This is a genomic window from Sulfurovum sp., assembly GCF_015493435.1.
Taxonomy (GTDB): domain Bacteria; phylum Campylobacterota; class Campylobacteria; order Campylobacterales; family Sulfurovaceae; genus Sulfurovum.
Genome location: NZ_WGDD01000003.1, coordinates 1 through 18,350, shown reverse-complemented (window position 1 = coordinate 18,350; position 18,350 = coordinate 1). Strand labels below are relative to the sequence as shown.

19 protein-coding genes and 4 tRNA genes are annotated in these 18,350 nt (G+C 42.5%); 10 read left to right on the top strand and 13 right to left on the bottom strand.

All coding sequences use genetic code 11. From position 1 onward, the window contains the following. Positions 1-71: 71 nt before the first annotated feature. Both F8L24_RS00970 and F8L24_RS00965 read left to right on the top strand, forming a co-directional pair. A complete protein-coding gene (locus F8L24_RS00970; protein ID WP_294951028.1) occupies positions 72-785 on the top strand; it encodes a DUF434 domain-containing protein in 714 nt (237 codons plus the stop codon). Positions 786-1,075: 290 nt separating this feature from the next. Continuing rightward, positions 1,076-1,357, top strand: coding sequence for an addiction module antidote protein (locus F8L24_RS00965; protein WP_294951027.1), 282 nt, complete (start codon positions 1,076-1,078; stop codon positions 1,355-1,357). A 46-nt stretch (positions 1,358-1,403) separates the two neighbouring features. Here the strand turns inward: F8L24_RS00965 and F8L24_RS00960 are convergent, their stop codons facing one another. Next, entirely contained in the window at positions 1,404-1,826 is a 423-nt protein-coding gene (locus F8L24_RS00960; protein WP_294951026.1) for a type II toxin-antitoxin system VapC family toxin, read from the bottom strand. After that, positions 1,816-2,079 (bottom strand): hypothetical protein, encoded by a 264-nt coding sequence (locus tag F8L24_RS00955; protein ID WP_294951025.1) that lies wholly within the window; start codon positions 2,077-2,079, stop codon positions 1,816-1,818. Before F8L24_RS00955 ends, F8L24_RS00960 begins: the two co-directional genes overlap by 11 nt. A gap of 203 nt (positions 2,080-2,282) precedes the next feature. Here F8L24_RS00955 and F8L24_RS00950 point away from each other — a divergent pair, with 203 nt between their 5' ends. Continuing rightward, positions 2,283-2,621 (top strand): DUF6516 family protein, encoded by a 339-nt coding sequence (locus F8L24_RS00950; protein WP_294951024.1) that lies wholly within the window; start codon positions 2,283-2,285, stop codon positions 2,619-2,621. 8 nt (positions 2,622-2,629) lie between these two features. Then, positions 2,630-3,004: a MarR family transcriptional regulator gene (locus tag F8L24_RS00945; protein ID WP_294951023.1), complete on the top strand. Its 375-nt coding sequence runs from the start codon at positions 2,630-2,632 to the stop codon at positions 3,002-3,004. Positions 3,005-3,350: 346 nt separating this feature from the next. Here F8L24_RS00945 and F8L24_RS00940 read toward each other — a convergent pair. From F8L24_RS00940 to F8L24_RS00925, 4 genes are all read right to left on the bottom strand, one after another. Continuing rightward, a tRNA-Ser gene (locus F8L24_RS00940) sits at positions 3,351-3,438 on the bottom strand. Between the two features lie 52 nt (positions 3,439-3,490). Then, positions 3,491-3,566: transfer RNA gene (locus tag F8L24_RS00935), tRNA-Cys, on the bottom strand. A gap of 108 nt (positions 3,567-3,674) precedes the next feature. Further along, positions 3,675-3,761: transfer RNA gene (locus F8L24_RS00930), tRNA-Leu, on the bottom strand. Positions 3,762-3,807: 46 nt separating this feature from the next. Then, positions 3,808-3,882, bottom strand: a tRNA-Gly gene (locus tag F8L24_RS00925). Between the two features lie 186 nt (positions 3,883-4,068). Between F8L24_RS00925 and ilvD the strand changes: the two genes are divergently transcribed. Next, positions 4,069-5,757 (top strand): dihydroxy-acid dehydratase, encoded by a 1,689-nt coding sequence (gene ilvD / locus F8L24_RS00920; protein ID WP_294951022.1) that lies wholly within the window; start codon positions 4,069-4,071, stop codon positions 5,755-5,757. A gap of 234 nt (positions 5,758-5,991) precedes the next feature. Here ilvD and F8L24_RS00915 read toward each other — a convergent pair whose 3' ends face one another. The 5 genes from F8L24_RS00915 to F8L24_RS00895 form a co-directional block, all read right to left on the bottom strand. Further along, the gene (locus tag F8L24_RS00915; RefSeq protein ID WP_294951021.1) at positions 5,992-6,921 is read right to left on the bottom strand and encodes a DUF302 domain-containing protein; all 930 of its coding nucleotides are present in this window, start codon (positions 6,919-6,921) and stop codon (positions 5,992-5,994) included. A 310-nt stretch (positions 6,922-7,231) separates the two neighbouring features. Next, entirely contained in the window at positions 7,232-8,815 is a 1,584-nt protein-coding gene (locus F8L24_RS00910; protein ID WP_294951020.1) for a DUF3373 family protein, read from the bottom strand. Between the two features lie 315 nt (positions 8,816-9,130). After that, entirely contained in the window at positions 9,131-9,934 is an 804-nt protein-coding gene (locus F8L24_RS00905; RefSeq protein WP_294951019.1) for a C40 family peptidase, read from the bottom strand. Between the two features lie 151 nt (positions 9,935-10,085). After that, the gene (locus F8L24_RS00900) at positions 10,086-11,762 is read right to left on the bottom strand and encodes a GMC family oxidoreductase (RefSeq protein WP_294951018.1); all 1,677 of its coding nucleotides are present in this window, start codon (positions 11,760-11,762) and stop codon (positions 10,086-10,088) included. Beyond that, positions 11,759-12,259, bottom strand: coding sequence for a gluconate 2-dehydrogenase subunit 3 family protein (locus F8L24_RS00895; RefSeq protein WP_294951017.1), 501 nt, complete (start codon positions 12,257-12,259; stop codon positions 11,759-11,761). The genes F8L24_RS00900 and F8L24_RS00895 overlap by 4 nt, the downstream gene beginning before the upstream one ends. Before the next feature lie 421 nt (positions 12,260-12,680). Between F8L24_RS00895 and F8L24_RS00890 the strand changes: the two genes are divergently transcribed. The 4 genes from F8L24_RS00890 (at position 12,681) to F8L24_RS00875 (ending at position 14,223) form a co-directional block, all read left to right on the top strand. Next, positions 12,681-12,872, top strand: coding sequence for a hypothetical protein (locus F8L24_RS00890; protein WP_294951016.1), 192 nt, complete (start codon positions 12,681-12,683; stop codon positions 12,870-12,872). Between the two features lie 28 nt (positions 12,873-12,900). Beyond that, positions 12,901-13,338: a DoxX family protein gene (locus tag F8L24_RS00885; protein WP_294951015.1), complete on the top strand. Its 438-nt coding sequence runs from the start codon at positions 12,901-12,903 to the stop codon at positions 13,336-13,338. A gap of 19 nt (positions 13,339-13,357) precedes the next feature. Then, positions 13,358-13,609 (top strand): hypothetical protein, encoded by a 252-nt coding sequence (locus F8L24_RS00880; RefSeq protein WP_294951014.1) that lies wholly within the window; start codon positions 13,358-13,360, stop codon positions 13,607-13,609. 122 nt (positions 13,610-13,731) lie between these two features. Beyond that, positions 13,732-14,223, top strand: coding sequence for a hypothetical protein (locus tag F8L24_RS00875; RefSeq protein ID WP_294951013.1), 492 nt, complete (start codon positions 13,732-13,734; stop codon positions 14,221-14,223). Between the two features lie 83 nt (positions 14,224-14,306). On the opposite strand, the gene rplT is transcribed toward F8L24_RS00875, so the two are convergent. Together rplT and rpmI are read right to left on the bottom strand one after the other, a co-directional pair. After that, complete coding sequence (rplT, locus tag F8L24_RS00870) at positions 14,307-14,663, bottom strand: 50S ribosomal protein L20 (RefSeq protein ID WP_294951012.1); 357 nt, start codon at positions 14,661-14,663, stop codon at positions 14,307-14,309. A gap of 110 nt (positions 14,664-14,773) precedes the next feature. After that, positions 14,774-14,965 carry a 50S ribosomal protein L35 gene (gene rpmI, locus F8L24_RS00865; RefSeq protein ID WP_294951011.1) on the bottom strand — a complete coding sequence of 64 codons (192 nt, stop codon included), beginning with the start codon at positions 14,963-14,965 and terminating at the stop codon, positions 14,774-14,776. A 250-nt stretch (positions 14,966-15,215) separates the two neighbouring features. Between rpmI and F8L24_RS00860 the strand changes: the two genes are divergently transcribed. Then, positions 15,216-18,146: a DNA mismatch repair protein gene (locus F8L24_RS00860; protein WP_294951010.1), complete on the top strand. Its 2,931-nt coding sequence runs from the start codon at positions 15,216-15,218 to the stop codon at positions 18,144-18,146. Positions 18,147-18,350: the final 204 nt, after the last annotated feature.

Sequence of the window (18,350 nt, the reverse complement as noted above, 5' to 3'; positions counted from 1 at the left end):
TATTAAAAAACACTTTCTCCAAAAGGATATGATAGAATAAACCAAAGAAGAACCTCTAAAAAGGAATATACATGCCCCTGCGCCATCGCGGTGTCCATCCCAAAGATACTGAGTATTTTGCCAAAAGCCAGCTGCCGAAACTTGCGACGGCTGTCGAAGAGCTGTCATGGCTGCTTGGCCGGAGATACAGTATGAAAGCCGCATTGACACTGGTGGGTGACCATCATCAGCTCAGTACGCGTCAGAGACTTGCCGTCGGGCGGATAGCCTGTGCGGATGGCAAGATCGCGGCGCGGCAGTCGAAGCGTGTCGGCCTGGAGGCGCTGAAGGGGCGTGAGATCCTCATTGACGGGTTCAATCTCATCATTACCATCGAAACCGCTCTTGGAGGCGGTGCCGTATTTGACTGTCTGGATGGCTGCTACCGTGACCTTTCCTCCGTTTACGGCAGTTACAGGCCGGTCGAAGAGACGCTCCCCGCCATTGAACTCATCGGCAATCTGCTGGCCGAACATCATCCAAAGCAGGTCAACTGGCTTTTTGACAGGCCCGTTTCCAACAGCGGCAGGCTTGCCGGAATGGTTCAACAGGTGGGCGATACACACAACTGGCCCTTCACCACCGAAACGACAGACCGCACCGATGCACTGCTGACAGAGAGCAGACACATCGTCGTCAGCTGTGACTCCGCCATACTCGACCGCACAGCACACTGGTGCAACCTGGCCCGGGAGGTCATTGCCTATGCCGTTCCGGATGCATGGATTATCGACCTGAAAGGGTAAGAATCACAATACTATGGTCTAAAATCCATACCGGATTATTTCAAAATGTTCCAAAACCATACTTATCATCATAAAATATGACAATGTGTCATATTTTAAATACTTCCAGAAATGAACAGCTAAAATAATCTTATTTAAATACGGAGAAATATATGCATATCATTTACCTTGACAAATTGTATCTTTTAGGATACACTAATTATGTATAAGATAAAAGAAACAGATCTTTTCTCTAAGTGGCTGTTAAAACTTAAAGATATGAAAGGACGTATTGCTAAAGGAGTATGACAATGAGCAATGAATTGATACCTTTTGATATTGCGAAGTATCTTGACAGCGATGAAGCAATAGCCGAATATCTTTCTCAAGTGTTGGAAGACGGCGACAATGAGGAGTTTTTGAGAGCCATAGGCCATATTGCCAAAGCAAAGGGTATGACGCAGATAGCGAAAGAAACCGGCCTGGGACGGGAGAGTCTCTATAAGACATTCCGTGCAGGGGCAAAACCCAAATTTGAAACTGTTATAAAAGTACTAAATGCCTTTGGAATACGACTGCAGGCTGTAGCATAGGAGACTCTGGGTCAATTGCCGTACAATTGGCTAATACATCAAATTATTACAGATGTTCCAAAGCCTTTTTTGTAGAAAACACTTTGATCGTGCCTGATACAAATTTTTTATCGTTGCTCACTATCATTTCGCATTGTGCCCTTTCGGAACACCCTCTTTGCAAAAGATCTTCAAAATCCAAAGCACTGTTTTTTTGATTTTCCAGTAATGCATTTTCCGCTGCAGATCCATCTATCGGTATAATTTCAAAAATCTCGATCAATCTCAACATCTCTTCTACAAGCGAGGCCTTTTTTATCTTTCGTCTGGCAACATAATAGACATTACTCAAAATATCACATGAAGTGTAAAGTGTTATGCCTTTTGTCAGTGCTTTATAGACCAAAGTACGCGCATCTTCGATGTTTCCCCTGTCGCTGTCAATCAGATCCAGAATGATATTTGCATCAAAAAAAATCTTACTTATCATCATACATCTGCTCTTTGATCTCATCTATATCATTGCCGCCCAAAGCATAAGTTCCCAAACTTTCCAATGCATCAAGTTTTTTCCGGTTTTTATTCATTTTTTCCTGGAAAAGCGCTTCTACGACATCATGGTATTTTTTATCGAGAAAATATCCTTTTACCTGATGACGCTTCTTGTCTACCACTTCAACAATATCAAAATTGTCCAATTTATGAAGATTTCTCTGTATTTCTGAGATAGATATAGTATTCATATTTATCCTTTATCATATATGTTGATTTATTATATGAAAACAACCTTAAACAGGTATTAGATCTCGCAACTTCCCGAAAAGAAGGCTATGCCATATCCTGTACTTTAGTGATCAGAGTGAAGCAAAATCAATTTGGGAGTATTAAAATTATTGACAAAGCATACAAAACATGTTATCATCCCATGATAACTAAAAGGACTCTAGTGAATGATCTTGAAAACTTGCTGATGCTTGACGGTGAGATATTTCCTATGGATAATCAATACTGGGTCAAGTTTGAAGCCAAAAAGGTAGAGGTCAGTAAAGAAATACCTCATGGTATCAGGTACTCTCTTACTTTGCACGACAAAAGTAATCATAGGGTTATAGGTTATGACAATGCACACAGTTTCAAGCCAAGAAAAGGTAAATATGGTGCAAAGAAAGAGACCTGGGATCATCTGCATAAAAGAATGGAAACTTTCCCTTATGAGTTTGAGTCGGCAGTGCAGCTTATAGAAGATTTTTGGAACAGCGTTGAACAGTATATGGAACACAATTAGGAGTGAATATGAGAGCTAAAACAATCTATATAGGGATTATGTCTAAAGAGGCATACAAGCAAAGAACGATGGCTATAGCAAGAGGCGAATACACGCCAAAGAAGAATGAACCGAAAATTTGGTTCGAGTCTCTGAAGTCTATGTCTCAGATCCTCAGTAATGAGAACAGACGGCTTCTTAGAACAATTTTAGATAAGAAACCTGCTTCTCTTGCAGAACTTGAGGAGATGACAGGCAGAAAAAAGTCTAATTTGTCTCGTACGCTGAAGACATTGGAGAGATATGGCATTGTAGCGTTGCATAAAGAAAAAAACAGAGTGATACCTGAGGTGAAAGCAACCGAATTTAAAGTAGAGTTTGGATTAGGCGAAATAGCTGTATAAGAGTATAAATTAAGAATAAGGGGTCGGGTGATTTTGGCATATTTGTTTAACAGATGATGGTTGTTGTCAAAGCCTTTTTTGAGAGAGCCGTAAACAAAAAGCATCTCTCTAAAAGGCTCTATACACTTAAACTCCCCCCTCTTCCAGCGATTGTAATGATCCCTCTATCATGAAGGCGGTGCAGTATCTTTCTAAGAGTATCTGTTGAAATATCTTTTGTTTTCACTCCATGCTCTGGATTGTACTTTGATGTGGAGAATACGTGGGGAGAACGAGAATAGTAAAATAGCTTAAATGCTCTCAAGTTACACTGTATTGGGACTTAGTTTGGATTGTTTAAAATGGATGGCCGGGAGAGGGGGATTCGAACCCCCGGAGGTATTACCCTCACCGGTTTTCAAGACCGGCACATTCAACCGCTCTGACATCTCCCGACAGTAAAAAGAAGTATGCAATTCTATCTTAAAAAGATAAAAATGACATTTATGGAGGAACCAGCCGGACTCGAACCGGCGAATGGCAGCTTTGCAGGCTGCAGCCTTACCAACTTGGCGATGGTTCCATAGAAAATGATTTGACAGCACATCAAATCAGGTACACTAAAAAACGGCTAACCGTTTGAGCCCTGCGCGAAGCAGAACAATCGTGTACCATTTGATGTACCGTCAAATGGTACCCGGAGCCGGACTTGAACCGGCACGGTCACAATGACCGGGGGATTTTAAGTCCCCTGTGTCTACCATTCCACCACCCGGGCATTGCAGGTACCATGTTTATTAAACATTTTATTTTTTTATTTTTTTTGGAGCGGGCGAACGGGATCGAACCGTCGACCCTAACCTTGGCAAGGTTATGCTCTACCGCTGAGCTACGCCCGCATATCCATACAATAATAGAGTTTAAGCTAAAATTGGAGTGAGATTATAGCTAAAAAAGGATTGAATGTAAAGAGAAAAGAAAGATTTTTGCAGAGATTTAAGATTTAGAGGAAACATCTTATCTTTTTTTGAATACGAAAGTGCTATAATCTTTACACTAATTAAAATCATAACAAAGGCTTTCCCATGAGAAGTGATGAAATAAAAAAAGGGTACAACCGTGCCCCGCATAGAAGTCTGCTGCGTGCAACCGGCTTGAGAGATGAAGATTTTGACAAGCCATTCATTGGTGTCGCCAACTCTTTTATTGAATTGATCCCGGGACACTATTTTCTAAACAAAGTAGCGGAAGTCATCAAGGCGGAGATACGCGCCAACGGATGTGTCCCTTTCGAGTTCAATACGATCGGTGTCGATGACGGTATTGCCATGGGCCATGACGGAATGCTTTATTCACTGCCAAGCCGGGAGATCATCGCCAATTCCATAGAAACAGTCATGAATGCACACAAGCTTGATGCCATGATCGCGATTCCCAACTGTGACAAGATCGTTCCGGGAATGATCATGGGCGCGCTGCGCGTAGATGTTCCTACCGTATTTGTTTCCGGCGGTCCGATGGCGGCAGGACATATGGATGACGGTACACCTATCGATCTTGCTACTGTCTTTGAGGGGGTAGGCGAATTTGAAGCAGGCGAGATCACACAGGAAACACTGACTGAAATGGAATGCAATGCCTGCCCGAGCGGCGGGTCATGCTCTGGAATGTTCACTGCAAATTCCATGAATACGCTGATGGAAGCCATGGGGATCGCACTGCCGGGCAACGGCACTATCCTCGCTTTGACTCCGGAGAGGACAGCGCTTTACAAAAAAGCGGCAAAACGCATCTGTGAAATCGCAAAATCTGAAGCGGCACAGCGTGAAAAATTCCGTATGAAAAATATTTTGAATGAAAATGCTGTGCGTAATGCTTTTGCTGTAGATATGGCAATGGGCGGTTCTTCCAATACAGTCCTGCATATGCTTGCCATTGCAAAAGAGGCAGAAGTGGACTTCAACCTTGAAGATGTCAATGCCATTTCACAAAGGGTTTCACATATTGCAAAGATCTCTCCATCACTGACAACTGTGCATATGGAAGACATCAATACAGCCGGAGGTGTCAGTGCTGTTATGCATGAAATGCATAAACGCGGAAATGACATTCTTATGGATAATCTCACTGTGACGGGAGAGACTCTTTACGAACGTATCAGAGATACCAAGATCCTCGATACGAACATCATCCATACCATTGACAACCCCTACTCCGAAGTAGGCGGTTTGGCGATCCTCTACGGAAACCTGGCAGAACAGGGAGCCGTCATTAAAACCGCAGGGATCATAGGAGACAGGGTCTTTACAGGGACCGCTGTCTGTTTTGACTCCCAGGATGATGCTATTGAGGGTATTTTGAGCGGAAAAGTAAAAGCCGGCAATGTCGTAGTGATCCGCTATGAAGGTCCAAAGGGAGGTCCTGGAATGCAGGAGATGCTCAGCCCAACCAGCCTGATCATGGGTATGGGTCTCGGGGACAAGGTCGCACTGATCACCGATGGCAGATTCTCGGGGGCGACCAGAGGCGCAAGTATCGGGCACGTAAGCCCTGAAGCAGCGGAAGGTGGCCTGATAGGTCTGCTGGAAGACGGCGATGAAATTCATCTTGATGTAGACAATTATATCCTGGAAGCAAAACTCACATTTGAAGAGATTGCAGAAAGAAAAGACAAATTCAAACCGATCGTTAAACCGCTGAAAAGTAAATGGCTCAGACAATACAGAGCATTAGTGACCAATGCAAGTCACGGAGCAGTGCTCGAAGCAGAGTAGGCTTCCGTATACGTCTTTTTACATCAAATCATTCTTCTGCTTCCAAACGATATGGCTCCCGGAAGGCAGAAGATGCTTTGCCTTCATCCTGTTTTTTTCATTTCCTGCCTTGTCATACAGCATTGATACAGAGGATAAACCTCAGCCTGTTATAAAGTGGAAATACATTCCTGGTTAAAAAAGAGGGCAATAAAAGAAATCCTCTCCGGAAAGGAGAGAACGTTTGAAGGAAAACTATTTGGTAATCTTCTTTAAAATAGCTTCAAATTTTTTCTGTGCATCCAAAAGTACATCTCTTGATGCTTTATCTTTGATATCCAGTGCACTAAACCATTTATATACTGTCGGGAATGCCATATGAATCGTGTTATCATCCTTTTTCAGGTAAAGATACATTGTACATGGTGCAAGAGCTCCCGCTTCAGGGTGTTTTTGTGATACAGTATAGATCACTTTGATTTTACAGATAGAATAGGCATCAAAGAATTGATAGGCATCAATGTCATGTTCATCAAGATCATAGTTAAGATCTACAAATGCAGGACTGACAAAACCATTGGGTGCCAATTCACCTTCAAATGCCATTTCAAGGTCATCTTTTTCATCTTCCCACTCTTTACCTACTTTGAAGCTTGCTTCATGGATCAGAGGCCCTTCTGCCTTAACCATTTTATATGGCATATTGACGAATTTACCTTTTGGCATTGCTGTTTTCAGCGCTTTTTCGATCTTTTTTCCAAGTGCAACCAGGGCAGGCTCATTCGCGGGGATACCGGTCATAGCAGCAATCCCTGCAGGAGAAAGAGAAGCAACAGAAATAGTTTTATCACCTTTTTTGGTATAGATAGACATGCTCAGCGGTGTAAAAAGTGCAATCTTCGGATATTTGACTGCCAGCTTTCTAAAGGTATCTTTATCCCAAAGAACCATCAGATTGTATACATCATAGTATGTCACTTTAAAGTCTCTTTTAAAAGGCGTATTCATATCGTTATTCGCCTCTACCATCATACCTTCTTTTTCAAAAGCAGCCTGAATAGTCGCCGGAGTTATTTTTCCGTTGCTGTTATCCATTGTAAATACTCTCACATGATTAGCTTCGCCAGCTATCAATCCTGACACTACAAGTAGTGTTACCAGTAAACCTTTGATCAGATTTTTCATTGTGTTCCTTTAGTCTGTTTTCTATGAAAAACATACTTCAAAAACCATATAACTTTTGCTAAAGACAAACATAACAAATGCCTATTATACGGTACTTAAAGCATATCCGCCATTGAGTATAACTATTATAACCGAACTTCTTTAATCCAAATTTAGGTCTTTGGGTAGATGGCGTATAAACCCGTAAAGCCTATATAAGCAGGATATAATGATAAAAAAAATTTAGAAAGATAAAAAGAAAATTTGTATTTAACGTATGCCGTGCAAGAAGCAATTCACAAAGGGAGAAGATCCCTTCGTGAAAAAAGTTTTAGAATCTGTATCTGAGGTAGAATCTGAAGTCTTGTGCTTTTTCCACAACTTGTGGAGCAAATAATGCAGCACCTGCCATTTGACCTGCAACCTGCTGCGCCTGCGCCTGAGGCATCCCTTGCGCCATTAAGTTACCTGTAACAACACCGAGGTTATGAGCACCTGTTGCATCAACCGTACCACCCATTGCACTAAAGGCTGCCGCACCCTGCTTAATATCATCAATCTTCATAGCATTACCAGAAAGGTCTCCGAAGAATCCGTTACTTCCCGTATAGTCATAAGAAATGTCTGTATATCTTGCCTGAAGACTCAAGGCATCGTTGATCTGGTATGTGAAGTATGCTTCCCATGCATCACCGCGTGCAGCGATCTTGGAACCGATCATTGTATCTTCTGCATAGGTAAATGGTCTCCAGTACTGAGAACCATGGTTATATTCAAGGCCGAACACACCGTATTGGGCATCATCGCCTACAGGGAGCTGTGTACCGACCCACCAGGAAGTACCTGACTTGCTGTCTGAGGAACCAAGCATTTGGGAACCTGCATATGGATCTGTCTGGCTCCATGCGAATGAACCGAATACTTTGGCATCGGCAAAGTAACCGTCTTCGGTAATGCCGTCAACGAGTACAGACAGCGCCGCACCCTGCATATCACCATACTGGTGGAAATTTGGGTCAATACCAAGTGAGACAGATGGGTTCATAGGGTTACCAGATATAATTGGAGTCGGCTGGTCCTGTCCCGGAAGGTCAAACGCTTTATACCAGGTTGTTTTTACAATGAACTGACCGTCATTATAGGGTTCAAAGATAAATCCGCCTAATTTGATATCGTCAATATTATTTTCAGTATCTGCATACGGTGTTGCATTTGTAAACAATGGCTGTGCATTGGTTGAACCGTATCCCAGACAAATTTTGAATGACATACCCGGAATACCGGTAACGTTGGAAAGGTCAAGCTTGGAACTCAAACCGTCGAATTCAACATTGATCACATGACCAAGCGGAGACTGAGCAGCATCGTCTTCTCTAAGGTTTGCAAGGAAACCGTTTGTTGAAGGTCTTCTACCGATAGAGAATGTCCAGGGAATATCTGCACCAAACGCTTTGTCACCAAGATACAGCCAGTATGCCTGTCTTACTTTAAGGGAATTGTCTGTCAACGCTTCATTCGCAGTCCAGTCAAACATTCCACCCATACTAAGGGCTCTCGTCTGACCATTGGCAGTACCAAAATCAGCACCGAACGCTTTGTTCATGGAAAGCTGGCCTTTGAATACATTGCGCTCATCTGGCGAATAAGCCATATTCAGCCAGAGTCTCATACTCAACAGTGCGTCATTGCCGACGGAACTGCCGTTTGCCATATCGTAATTGATATTGTCATATGCAGTTCTAAAATCTACATTCCATTTAATATTGTCATGTGCCGACTGGGCATTGATTTTACCCTGCTTTACTTTTAATTTATCGATTTGGGCCTGAAGATTTGCGATATCATCTGCTGTAGAACCAAATGCAAAGCTCGTCGCTGCCGCTGCCATTACTGACAAAGATACAATTTTTTTCATGTTTAACTCCTTTAATTTATGTTTGTCCAAACAAAACATGTGCAAACAGTTTAAGCAATTAACCTTAAGTCCAACCTTAAATTAACAAAAAATTAATAGAATTTAAAGTTATTTAATATGAAATTATTAGAATTATAACGCTGTATTGCAGCCATAGCTTTAAACTATAATTTTGGTCACTTGTTTTCATAAGTAAATCAAAAATTAACAATTTCTACCTGATATGAAAGTTACGAAGGATAGGAAGATGTATGAACAGGAATAGTTAAACTGCCTCCGCGTTACAGAGGCAGGGAGACAAAAGAGGATTGGAATTTATGCTCCGACCCTTCTTCCAAGTTTGAATCTTTGCGAATAAAAAGGCTTGCTCAAACTGGTGATAATCACTTTCTTCTTTGCTGAACTTGCGTGGATGAACTTATTGTGTCCGATATAGATTCCGACATGATTCACATAGCCTCTGCGATGTTTGGAAGTATCAAAGAAAATAAGATCTCCGGGCTTTAAGTGGCTTCGGCTTACATATTTACCATATTTTGATTGTGCAATTGCTCTTCTTGGAATATTGATACCGTTTTTCTTGCATACATACGAAGTAAGCCCTGAACAGTCAAACGTATTTTTCTGTCCGGTTGCTCCCCATACATACCTTCTGCCGAGCTTCTGTTTGGCAAGGGCAATCAGCTTTTTTCCCTTTACACTTGACCGGCCGCTTTTGTTAAAGATGATATCAGACAGAACAAACTTGCTGTGATTTCTGACCTTTGACAGTTTGCGGGATTTGATGCCCTTGAGTGCCAGCGCCAGTTTTCTTTCGGTATGATGCTTGGTATTCTTGGAGTATTTTATAGAATGTTTTTTACTTTTTTTCGCAAGAGCCGCAGATTTCTTCCTATGTTTTGAAGAGGAAGGTACCTTCAGCACACTGCCGATCTTCAGGGTGGCCCCTTTTGGAAGATGATTGATCTTTCTGAGTTTTGCAATAGCAATATGATTCTTGTGGGCGATAGAATAAAGTGTATCTCCGCTCTTTATCGTATGTTTAGCCGTTTTTCCTGCGGCACTTAGTGATGCTGTCCCTAAGGTCAGTATAAACAGTAGTGTAGAAATCCTTTTCAATAAATCCTCCTCTTTTATAGTTCAGTATCCATTTGCTTAATACTAAAAAATATACCCCGAATTGTAACGGCATTTAATTAATGAATCATAAACACAGGTTTAAAATGAACTTAAATAATATAAAATTATCATAGTTTATTTTATAATATGATCATAATGCTTTAAGAATATGATCAGCCACTCGGAAGGCATTGGCATAAATGGTCCAGGTATAGGGAACAGAACCTCCTGTAGGCATGAAGGAGGCATCTGCAACATAAAGATTCTTTACATCATGTGCACGGCATTCGGCATTCAATACGGATATAGAAGGGTCTGTACCGAACCGGCAGCCCCCGGCAACCAGGTTCTGAGGCGGAGCAGCCGAAACAGAAGCATCAATGTTCTTTGCTCCCATCTCTTCAAGGATTTTGACACATTTTTTGGAAATATAGTTTCCCACCTTCAAGTCATGGGGGTGTCCCTCAACACGAAGTTTGCCCACAGGCATACCATATTTGTCTTTATATGTCGGATCCAAAGAGACAAAACAGTTGTCATTGGGCAACCAGTCATTAAAGATCTCGAACCGGATACTTTTCTGCAGAGTAAACCGCTTGACAAGTTTTTCACCAAGTGCCTTGCCCCAGACCAGTTTTCCTTCTTCCTCATTGTTCTTTCGGGCGCGTGAAATAATATTCTGATGCTCGAACATAAATTCTACCAGCCCCCCTTTGAATTTTCCATCCCACCAGTGATCTATAAAATACCAGTCAAGAATAGAGCGGTTGACAAAAAGCCCCGTCTGCATCAATTCCTCGAACTTGATCTCCTTGAGCGCATCTTTATGCAGTTCTCCCTGCCCTGAACCACCCGCAGAGAATATCAGGTTCTTCCCCAGTGTGCCGCTGCTGTTGGCAAGACCGTCAGGATGATGCCTGTTGGCAGAATTGAGAAGCAGCCTGGCACTTTCATGCGCCTGTGCCGCAACAACAAAAAACCTGCCCCGGACCTTTTTCTCTTTCCCTGTGATCGCATCAATAACGATGGCATACTCCACCTCGTCTTTTTTTCCGGCATGCAGTTTTTTGACATAACTGTTGCTCATGAGGGTCAGGTTACCGGTAGCCAAAGCCGGTTTGAGCAATGCTTCTCTGGCACTTCCCTTGGCACCGGAAGAACACCCGTAGCTGCCGCAGAAGTTGGAGTAGTAACAGGCATTCCGGTCTCCTTTATCCCGGGAGAGAACCGCACGCGGGGTCACCAGTGATTTAACACCCAATGATTGACAGCTTTTGTCAAGCAGTTTGACAACCATATTTTCTTTTGTCGGAGGCTGCGTAAAGTTTTTTCTGCTCCGCGGCGGCTCAAAAGGATGGGCTTCAAAGTGGCCCGAGATACCTATGATCTCTTCCGCTTTGGCATAATAAGGCTCAAGATCCTCATATGAAATTGGCCAGTCCGCTACATTGGCACCATCGATCGCGCCATATTTGCTTTTCAGACGGAAGTCATCGGGGTGCATACGGTGCAGCATACCACTCATGAAATTGGAAGAACCTCCTACTATATTACCGTTCCAGAAACTCCAACCTGATTCATAGGTAGGGGTTGCGATCCACTGACCATCCACTTTTTCTTCGATGGTATGGTACTCGTCGAAAAGGCTGGGAGTCACAATATCTCTTCGTGCATAGGCGATCTCATCTTTGGAGAACTCTTCTCTGTTGATCAGTCTGCCCTTTTCAAGAACAGCCACTTTATATCCGGCATTACAAAGTGTATATGCCACTGCCCCACCGCTCGCACCGGAGCCTACAATGACTACATCGAAAACTGTTTCATTCATAATTCTATATACCTGTTTTTGGGTCTTGGCTGTCCGCCAAAGGCATGCAGTGCTTTCCAGCCGTATTCTTTTACATTGGATCCGTAGACAGGATCCCCGAACATACCTTCCATTGTAAGTGTCAGTATGCGTGAAAGCCAGTTCTGTCCGTAGCTGCTTTCCTCGTAGCGACGCAAGGCCTTCTCTTTTTCCCTGGGACTCATCGAAGCAAATCTTCCTTTTTCCCTTACCTGCAGTTCCTTTGCCCCCTCAATTACGAAAGCCCGTATATCCTTGTCGTATGTTCTGTCAGATATCGTTTCAAAAAGAAATTTTGTTACGTTCATTTCTCTGGCGGAAGGCAATTCTGTGCCAGAAGGGAACATGTGTTCCTGTACTGCACGTATTGTTGCTTCCACTTCTTTAAAACTTTTCCCAAAACTATCAGGTGATTTTGCTTTTATAGTAGAAGAGAGTCCGATCAATGACCCCAGTATTAAAAAACTTCTTCGTTTCATATTATGTCACTTTCTGTTGTTTATCATGCTTCTATTACCACACCGACTAAATACCCAAAAGTTTGATGCTGCAATTTCGTTCATAATCAAGGCAGATTTTGAAGGACTCGCCTTAGCGAATTCAAAAAAATCTAACGCAGAGTATGGGCGAAAGTGCTGCACCCGTCGGGGAGAACGATATGAGGCAACCTGCACGCAAAAAAATCTTTGAATTGACTACGGCCAGTTCTTCAGATTTTTTCACGCACATCTCACCTCATCTCGATCTCTCAAACCTTTGGGTATTTAGTTGGTGCGGTAATATAATACCAAATATCTGTGTAACAACAGTGTAGAAGAGTACACAAACCTTACACGTACAAAAGATTATACTTCGTACTGTCTAAAGGATAGCTATCTATCCGAATCGAAAGGAGACACAATGAAAAAGATCTTATTGGGGTCACTTGTCGGATTGGCACTTGTTGCATTTACAGGCTGTACTGACAGCAAAGATGCTACAGTAGGCAGCAAATGCCAATCGGGTAAATGCCAGGGTGACAAAAAAACAGATAAAACCATGGCAAAAAAATGCGGTGATGCAAAAGCAGCCGCTAAAAAGTGCGGCAGCTAAAGAACGAACCCGCCCCAGGAGGTGAACTATGTTAAAAACAATTTATCCCTTTGCAAAGAATATATTGAGTCACGGCCAGAGTCTTTCGCTTTTTCTGGCAAGACTGGCAGTGGCTTACGGGTTCTATGAGCCGGCAATGCAGAAATGGTCGGATATCGGAGCCATTGCAACATGGTTCGGCTCCATGGGTATTCCTTTTCCTACCCTGAATGCCTATATGGCAGCAACGACAGAACTCTCGGGGGTGATACTCTTGACACTGGGCCTTTTTACCCGTCTCATTTCTATCCCTTTGATGGTCGTCATGATCGTCGCGATAACGACCGTACATTTGGCACACGGATTCTCGGCAGGAGACAATGGCTTTGAAATACCTCTGTATTATCTGCTCTTTCTCTCTATCTTCGCTTCATTTGGAGCCGGAAAACTCAGCTTGGATCACCTCATATTCGGTGACGAGCAATAATATAATTAAAGGACATACAATGAAACAAATACTTAAAGCAGGACTTATACTTACAGCGGCAATGGCTCTTTCCCTGACGATGGCAAATGCCAAATGTGGAGGCGTAGCCAAAGAAGCCCCAAAAACCATGAAATGCCAGGCAGGTAAATGCCAGAGCGGAAAATGTGATTCAGGCAAAGCAGGTATGGACAAGAAAGCGGATGCCAATAAATCGGCAAAACCAAAAGCTGCAGGTAAATGCGGTCAGGGGAAATGCGGCGGGGGAAAATAATTTTTCCTAACAATTCTTCCTCCATGGGATTTTTTCTGTTGAAAAGGTCCCATACTTCACATATCCTACACAAATAACAGTATAATATCTCTCTATTACCACACTTATAGGAGGATATTGTCATGAAATATACGTTTGTTTCCCTCATACTCGCTTCACTGTTTTTTTTCTCAGGATGCCAGGAGAGCCAGAAAGAGCATGATGCCAAAGTGGCACAGCAGGCAAGAAAAGCACTGCTCAAAGAGCTGAAAGCAAAAGAAGAAGCCCAGAAAAAGCAAGAAGCTGAGAATGAAAAGCAAAGCAAGTTAGCCCAAATGGGTTTCCGGAAAACATCTGACGGAAAGATCATTATCGACATGAATAAAAGCAAAAGCTATTTTCAGCGGCTTGCAAAACAAATGAAGGTGAAAGTTGAACAGATGAACAAAGAACTTGAGAACGGAACTATCGATGAAACAGAGGCAGGAATAGAAATCAATCAGACACATATCAACATCGATCTGAACAAAACCAAAAGTTTTCTTGACATTATGGGTAAAAAAATGCAAGGGTACGTCAAAGAACTTGAAAATGTCGTCCAGGAACTTAACGGAACATCCGTAAAATCCAGATAAACTACAAAAGACGTAAAATAGGAAGGGAAGATTAAAAGGGATGAGGGGACAATAAGGCCCCTCAAAAGATAGAGCGCAGTGGCTTATTTGGCCAAGGCAGCTTTTGAAGCATCTGCAACTTTTGTAAATGTTTCAGGGTTGTTCATTGCCATATCGGCAAGGATCTTTCTGTCAAGCTCGATATTTGCCAATTTAAGACCATGCATGAATCTTGAATAGTTCAAGTCATTTAGTCTTGCAGCCGCATTAATACGAACGATCCAGAGTTTTCTGAAATCTCTTTTTTTCTGTCTTCTATCTCTGTAAGCATATACGAGTGAACGCTCGAGTTGTTCTTTCGCTTTTCTGAAATGTTTTCTTCTACCGCTGTAGAACCCTCTTGCCTGTTTTAACAGTTTTTTATGACGTCTGTGTCTTACAACACCAGTTTTTACTCTCATGGTTTTCCTTTACCTTATCTTTTTAGAATCTTAAGAATCGGTGTCAAACATTCTCTCTGTTTGAACTTGCCCCTGATCGGGGGAAATCGTACTGAATCACTAAGAATATCTTAGTTTATCATCTCTTTGATGTTTTTAGCATCCGCGCCGTCAACATGTTTGGAACTTCTCATTTGTCTGTGGTGTTTGCCGTCGACTTTGGTAAGAATGTGACTTCTATATGCAGTCCCTCTTTTGATCTTGCCGCTTTTTTTTATTTTAAAACGCTTTACAGCGCCTTTTACACTTTTCATTTTTGGCATATGCTTACTCCCTTTAGAATTTTTCATCTCAATAGAACATGGTTGTATCGATATAAAATGGGACAGTATTATACCCAAATTATCTAAAAGATTTATAAAACGTAGCAGTTCATGCTTGCTTAACGCTTTTGCCTACACGGCTTCGCTTCGCTCCGACCGTTTCGGTTCCGGCGCTATAAAGGTGAAGCGGTTCACCTTTATTTAACGCGCCTCATGATAAAATCTATGCTATTAAACAAGAGGGCGATCCGTGGACAGAGCAGCAGAAATACTTTCCCAGAAAAATAAACTTCTTACAGAAGTTTATTTTGATCTGCAGCGCTACTTTGAAGAAAAGTACGGCAAGGATGCCCTTGTGCTCATGGAGATCGGAACTTTCTTTGAAACCTATGAAGTAAATAACGACGACCTTAAGATCGGAAAAGCCAAAGAGATCGCCGAACTGCTGAATATACAGCTCACCCGTAAGAGCAAAGCCATACTTGAGAACTCTCTCTCGAACCCTCTTCTTGCAGGGGTGCCTGCAGTATCGATTGACCGTTACCTCTCACGGCTCATTGCCACCAAGAAATACACCATCATCGTGATAAAGCAGAAGGGGGAAATGCCCAACGTCAAACGCTATGTAGCCAATATTATCTCTCCGGGTACCAATTTCGAATATCTTTCCGAGCCCAATGAGAACAATATTGTCTCTTTGATCATCGACCAGAATACCGGTATCTATTCTGTGGGATACGCTGCAATCGATGTCAGCACGGGAAAAACCATCTGCAATGAAATTCACTCGACACGCGATGACAAAACCTATGCACTGGATGAAGCCTTCAACCTGCTGCAGACATACATCACTTCCGAAGTAATCATCACCATAGAAAACAAAGAGATAGACAGGGAGTGGATCATCCATTATCTTGAACTCTCTTCTATACACTACAGTATCAACACCAAACGTTTCAAGATTGGTTTTCAAAACGAACTCTTTACCCGTATCTTCGAGATCAACTCATTTCTTTCTGCCATAGAATATCTGGATCTTGAACGCCATCCCTACACTACCGAGTCTCTGGCTATTCTCATAGACTTTATCATAGAACACGATGAAAGTATCATCGAAAAGATGAACCGGCCGCAATTTCTTGGCAATAATCGATATATGTACATCGGAAATAATGCCATGGAACAGCTCTCGGTGATATCCCGTGACCCTGCAGACATTACGCTGCTTGACCTCATAGACAAAACCTCCACGGCTTTTGGAAAACGTTTGCTCAAGGAGAGACTGCTCAATCCTATATGTGACAGAGAACTTCTTGAGGAACGTTATGCCCTGACAGAAAAACTGCTCCCGAACATCGACCGTTTCGAAACCCACCTCAAACAGATCTACGATCTTGAGCGTATCGCACGGAGAATCAAACTGCAAAAACTCCATCCGGTCGAACTCACTTACATTGCCATGTCACTTGAGTCGATCCTCAAACTGCTTGAAGACGCAAAAGAAAATGGACTCGATATAGACGGCAGACTGCTCGATGAAAGCAGGGAAATGCTTACCGTACTCGAAGAAACCTTCGAGCTGAATGTCTGTGCCCGCTTCCGTATCGAACAGATCAATGACAACATCTTTAAAAGCGGTATCTACCCGACTATTGACACTATTGTCAAGAAGCAACAATATGAGGTTGATAAAATGGATAGGGTTGCCGCGCATGTAGAAACCCTGTTCAACAAAGACAAACTCTTCAGCGGCAATACAAAATATGCAACAGTAAGCTATCTCGAAAGCGAAGGATACTATCTAAATCTGACAAAGAACCGTTTTACACTGATAGAAAAAGAGCTGAAAAATTCATTTGTCACTATTGACAACCAGCACCATTTTTTTAAAGACTTTCAATACAAATATCTCAAAAATACCGTCAAGGTACAGGCACCGCTTTTTGAAGAAATAACACGTTCTTACGAAACAGCACAGGTCAAATTAATCTCGCTTGTCAAACAACGCTACCTTGAAAGCCTCGATATGCTGGAAAACCGTTTTTCTCTGCTGCTCGACAATCTTATTGCCTTCATTGCCAACATTGATGTAGCAATTTCCAATGCCAAATGCAGCAAAAGTATGAACCTCTCCCGCCCCATCATCGAAGAGGGGAACTTCTATGAAGCGATTGGACTGCGCCATCCCATCATAGAAGCTAACGATGAAAGGGGCATCTATGTGCCCAATGATATGTTTCTCGGAGAAAATAATAACCCGGTACATAATCATATAACCCTCAATGCCAGTGATGAGGAAGATGTTTATGGCGTACTGCTCTACGGTATCAATTCCTCTGGAAAATCTTCTCTGATGAAAAGTATCGGTCTATCCATCGTACTGGCGCAGGCAGGTTTCTTTGTACCGGCGGCAGAACTGCGATTCGGACTTTACAACAAACTTTTCACCCGTATCGTTTCCAAAGACAACCTCTACAAAGGGCTTTCTACCTTTGCCATTGAAATGCTCGAACTTAAGAATATCTTCAATCGGGCAGATGAGCGTTCATTGATCCTGGGAGACGAGATCAGCCAAGGGACAGAGACAGAGTCAGCCCTTGCCATTGTCTCGAGCGCCATACTCAAACTGATCTCCCTGAAATCGACCTTTATTTTTGCCACACACCTGCACCAACTCGGAAACATACCACAACTGCAGCATCTCGATCATCTCATCTTCCTGCACCTGGGTATCAAGTATGACGAAAGCAACGATACACTCATTTACAACAGAGTACTGCAGCTTGAACAAGGAGACAGTCTCTACGGACTAGAGTTCGCCAAATCACTGCATATGGACAAAAACTTCCTTCAGACTGCCCAGAGGATCAGAGAGGACCTGAACCGCTCAGGAAGCGACATCAAAAAACTGCAGAAGCAGAAAAGCAGCAAATACAACAAGGCACTCTATCTTAGTAAATGCGCATTATGTGATGCCAATGTGGAAGACGTACATCACATCGCCGAACAGAAAGAGGCGAACCGTGACGGACAGATAGACCATTTTCATAAAAACCATAAGTACAACCTCATACCACTCTGCAAAAAACACCACAAACTCGTCCATGAAGGCAAGATCATCATCTCGGGATTCGTAATGACCTCGGAAGGACTGAAACTGCATTATGAGGTGAAAGAATAATTATTTGTAGCAGGTAGCTTGTGCCACAGACAGAAAGATATATCAAAGTCCCGCCCAATATGCCGCTAAGATGTAAGCACCTCGAGATTTGCACATAATGAAAAATAAAGCGCAGAAAAATAGCCTGATAAAAAGAAAAATGACTAAGAGTAAAAGGATTGGAGGTTATAAACTCAAAGTGGCAGCGACCTACATTCCCACAGA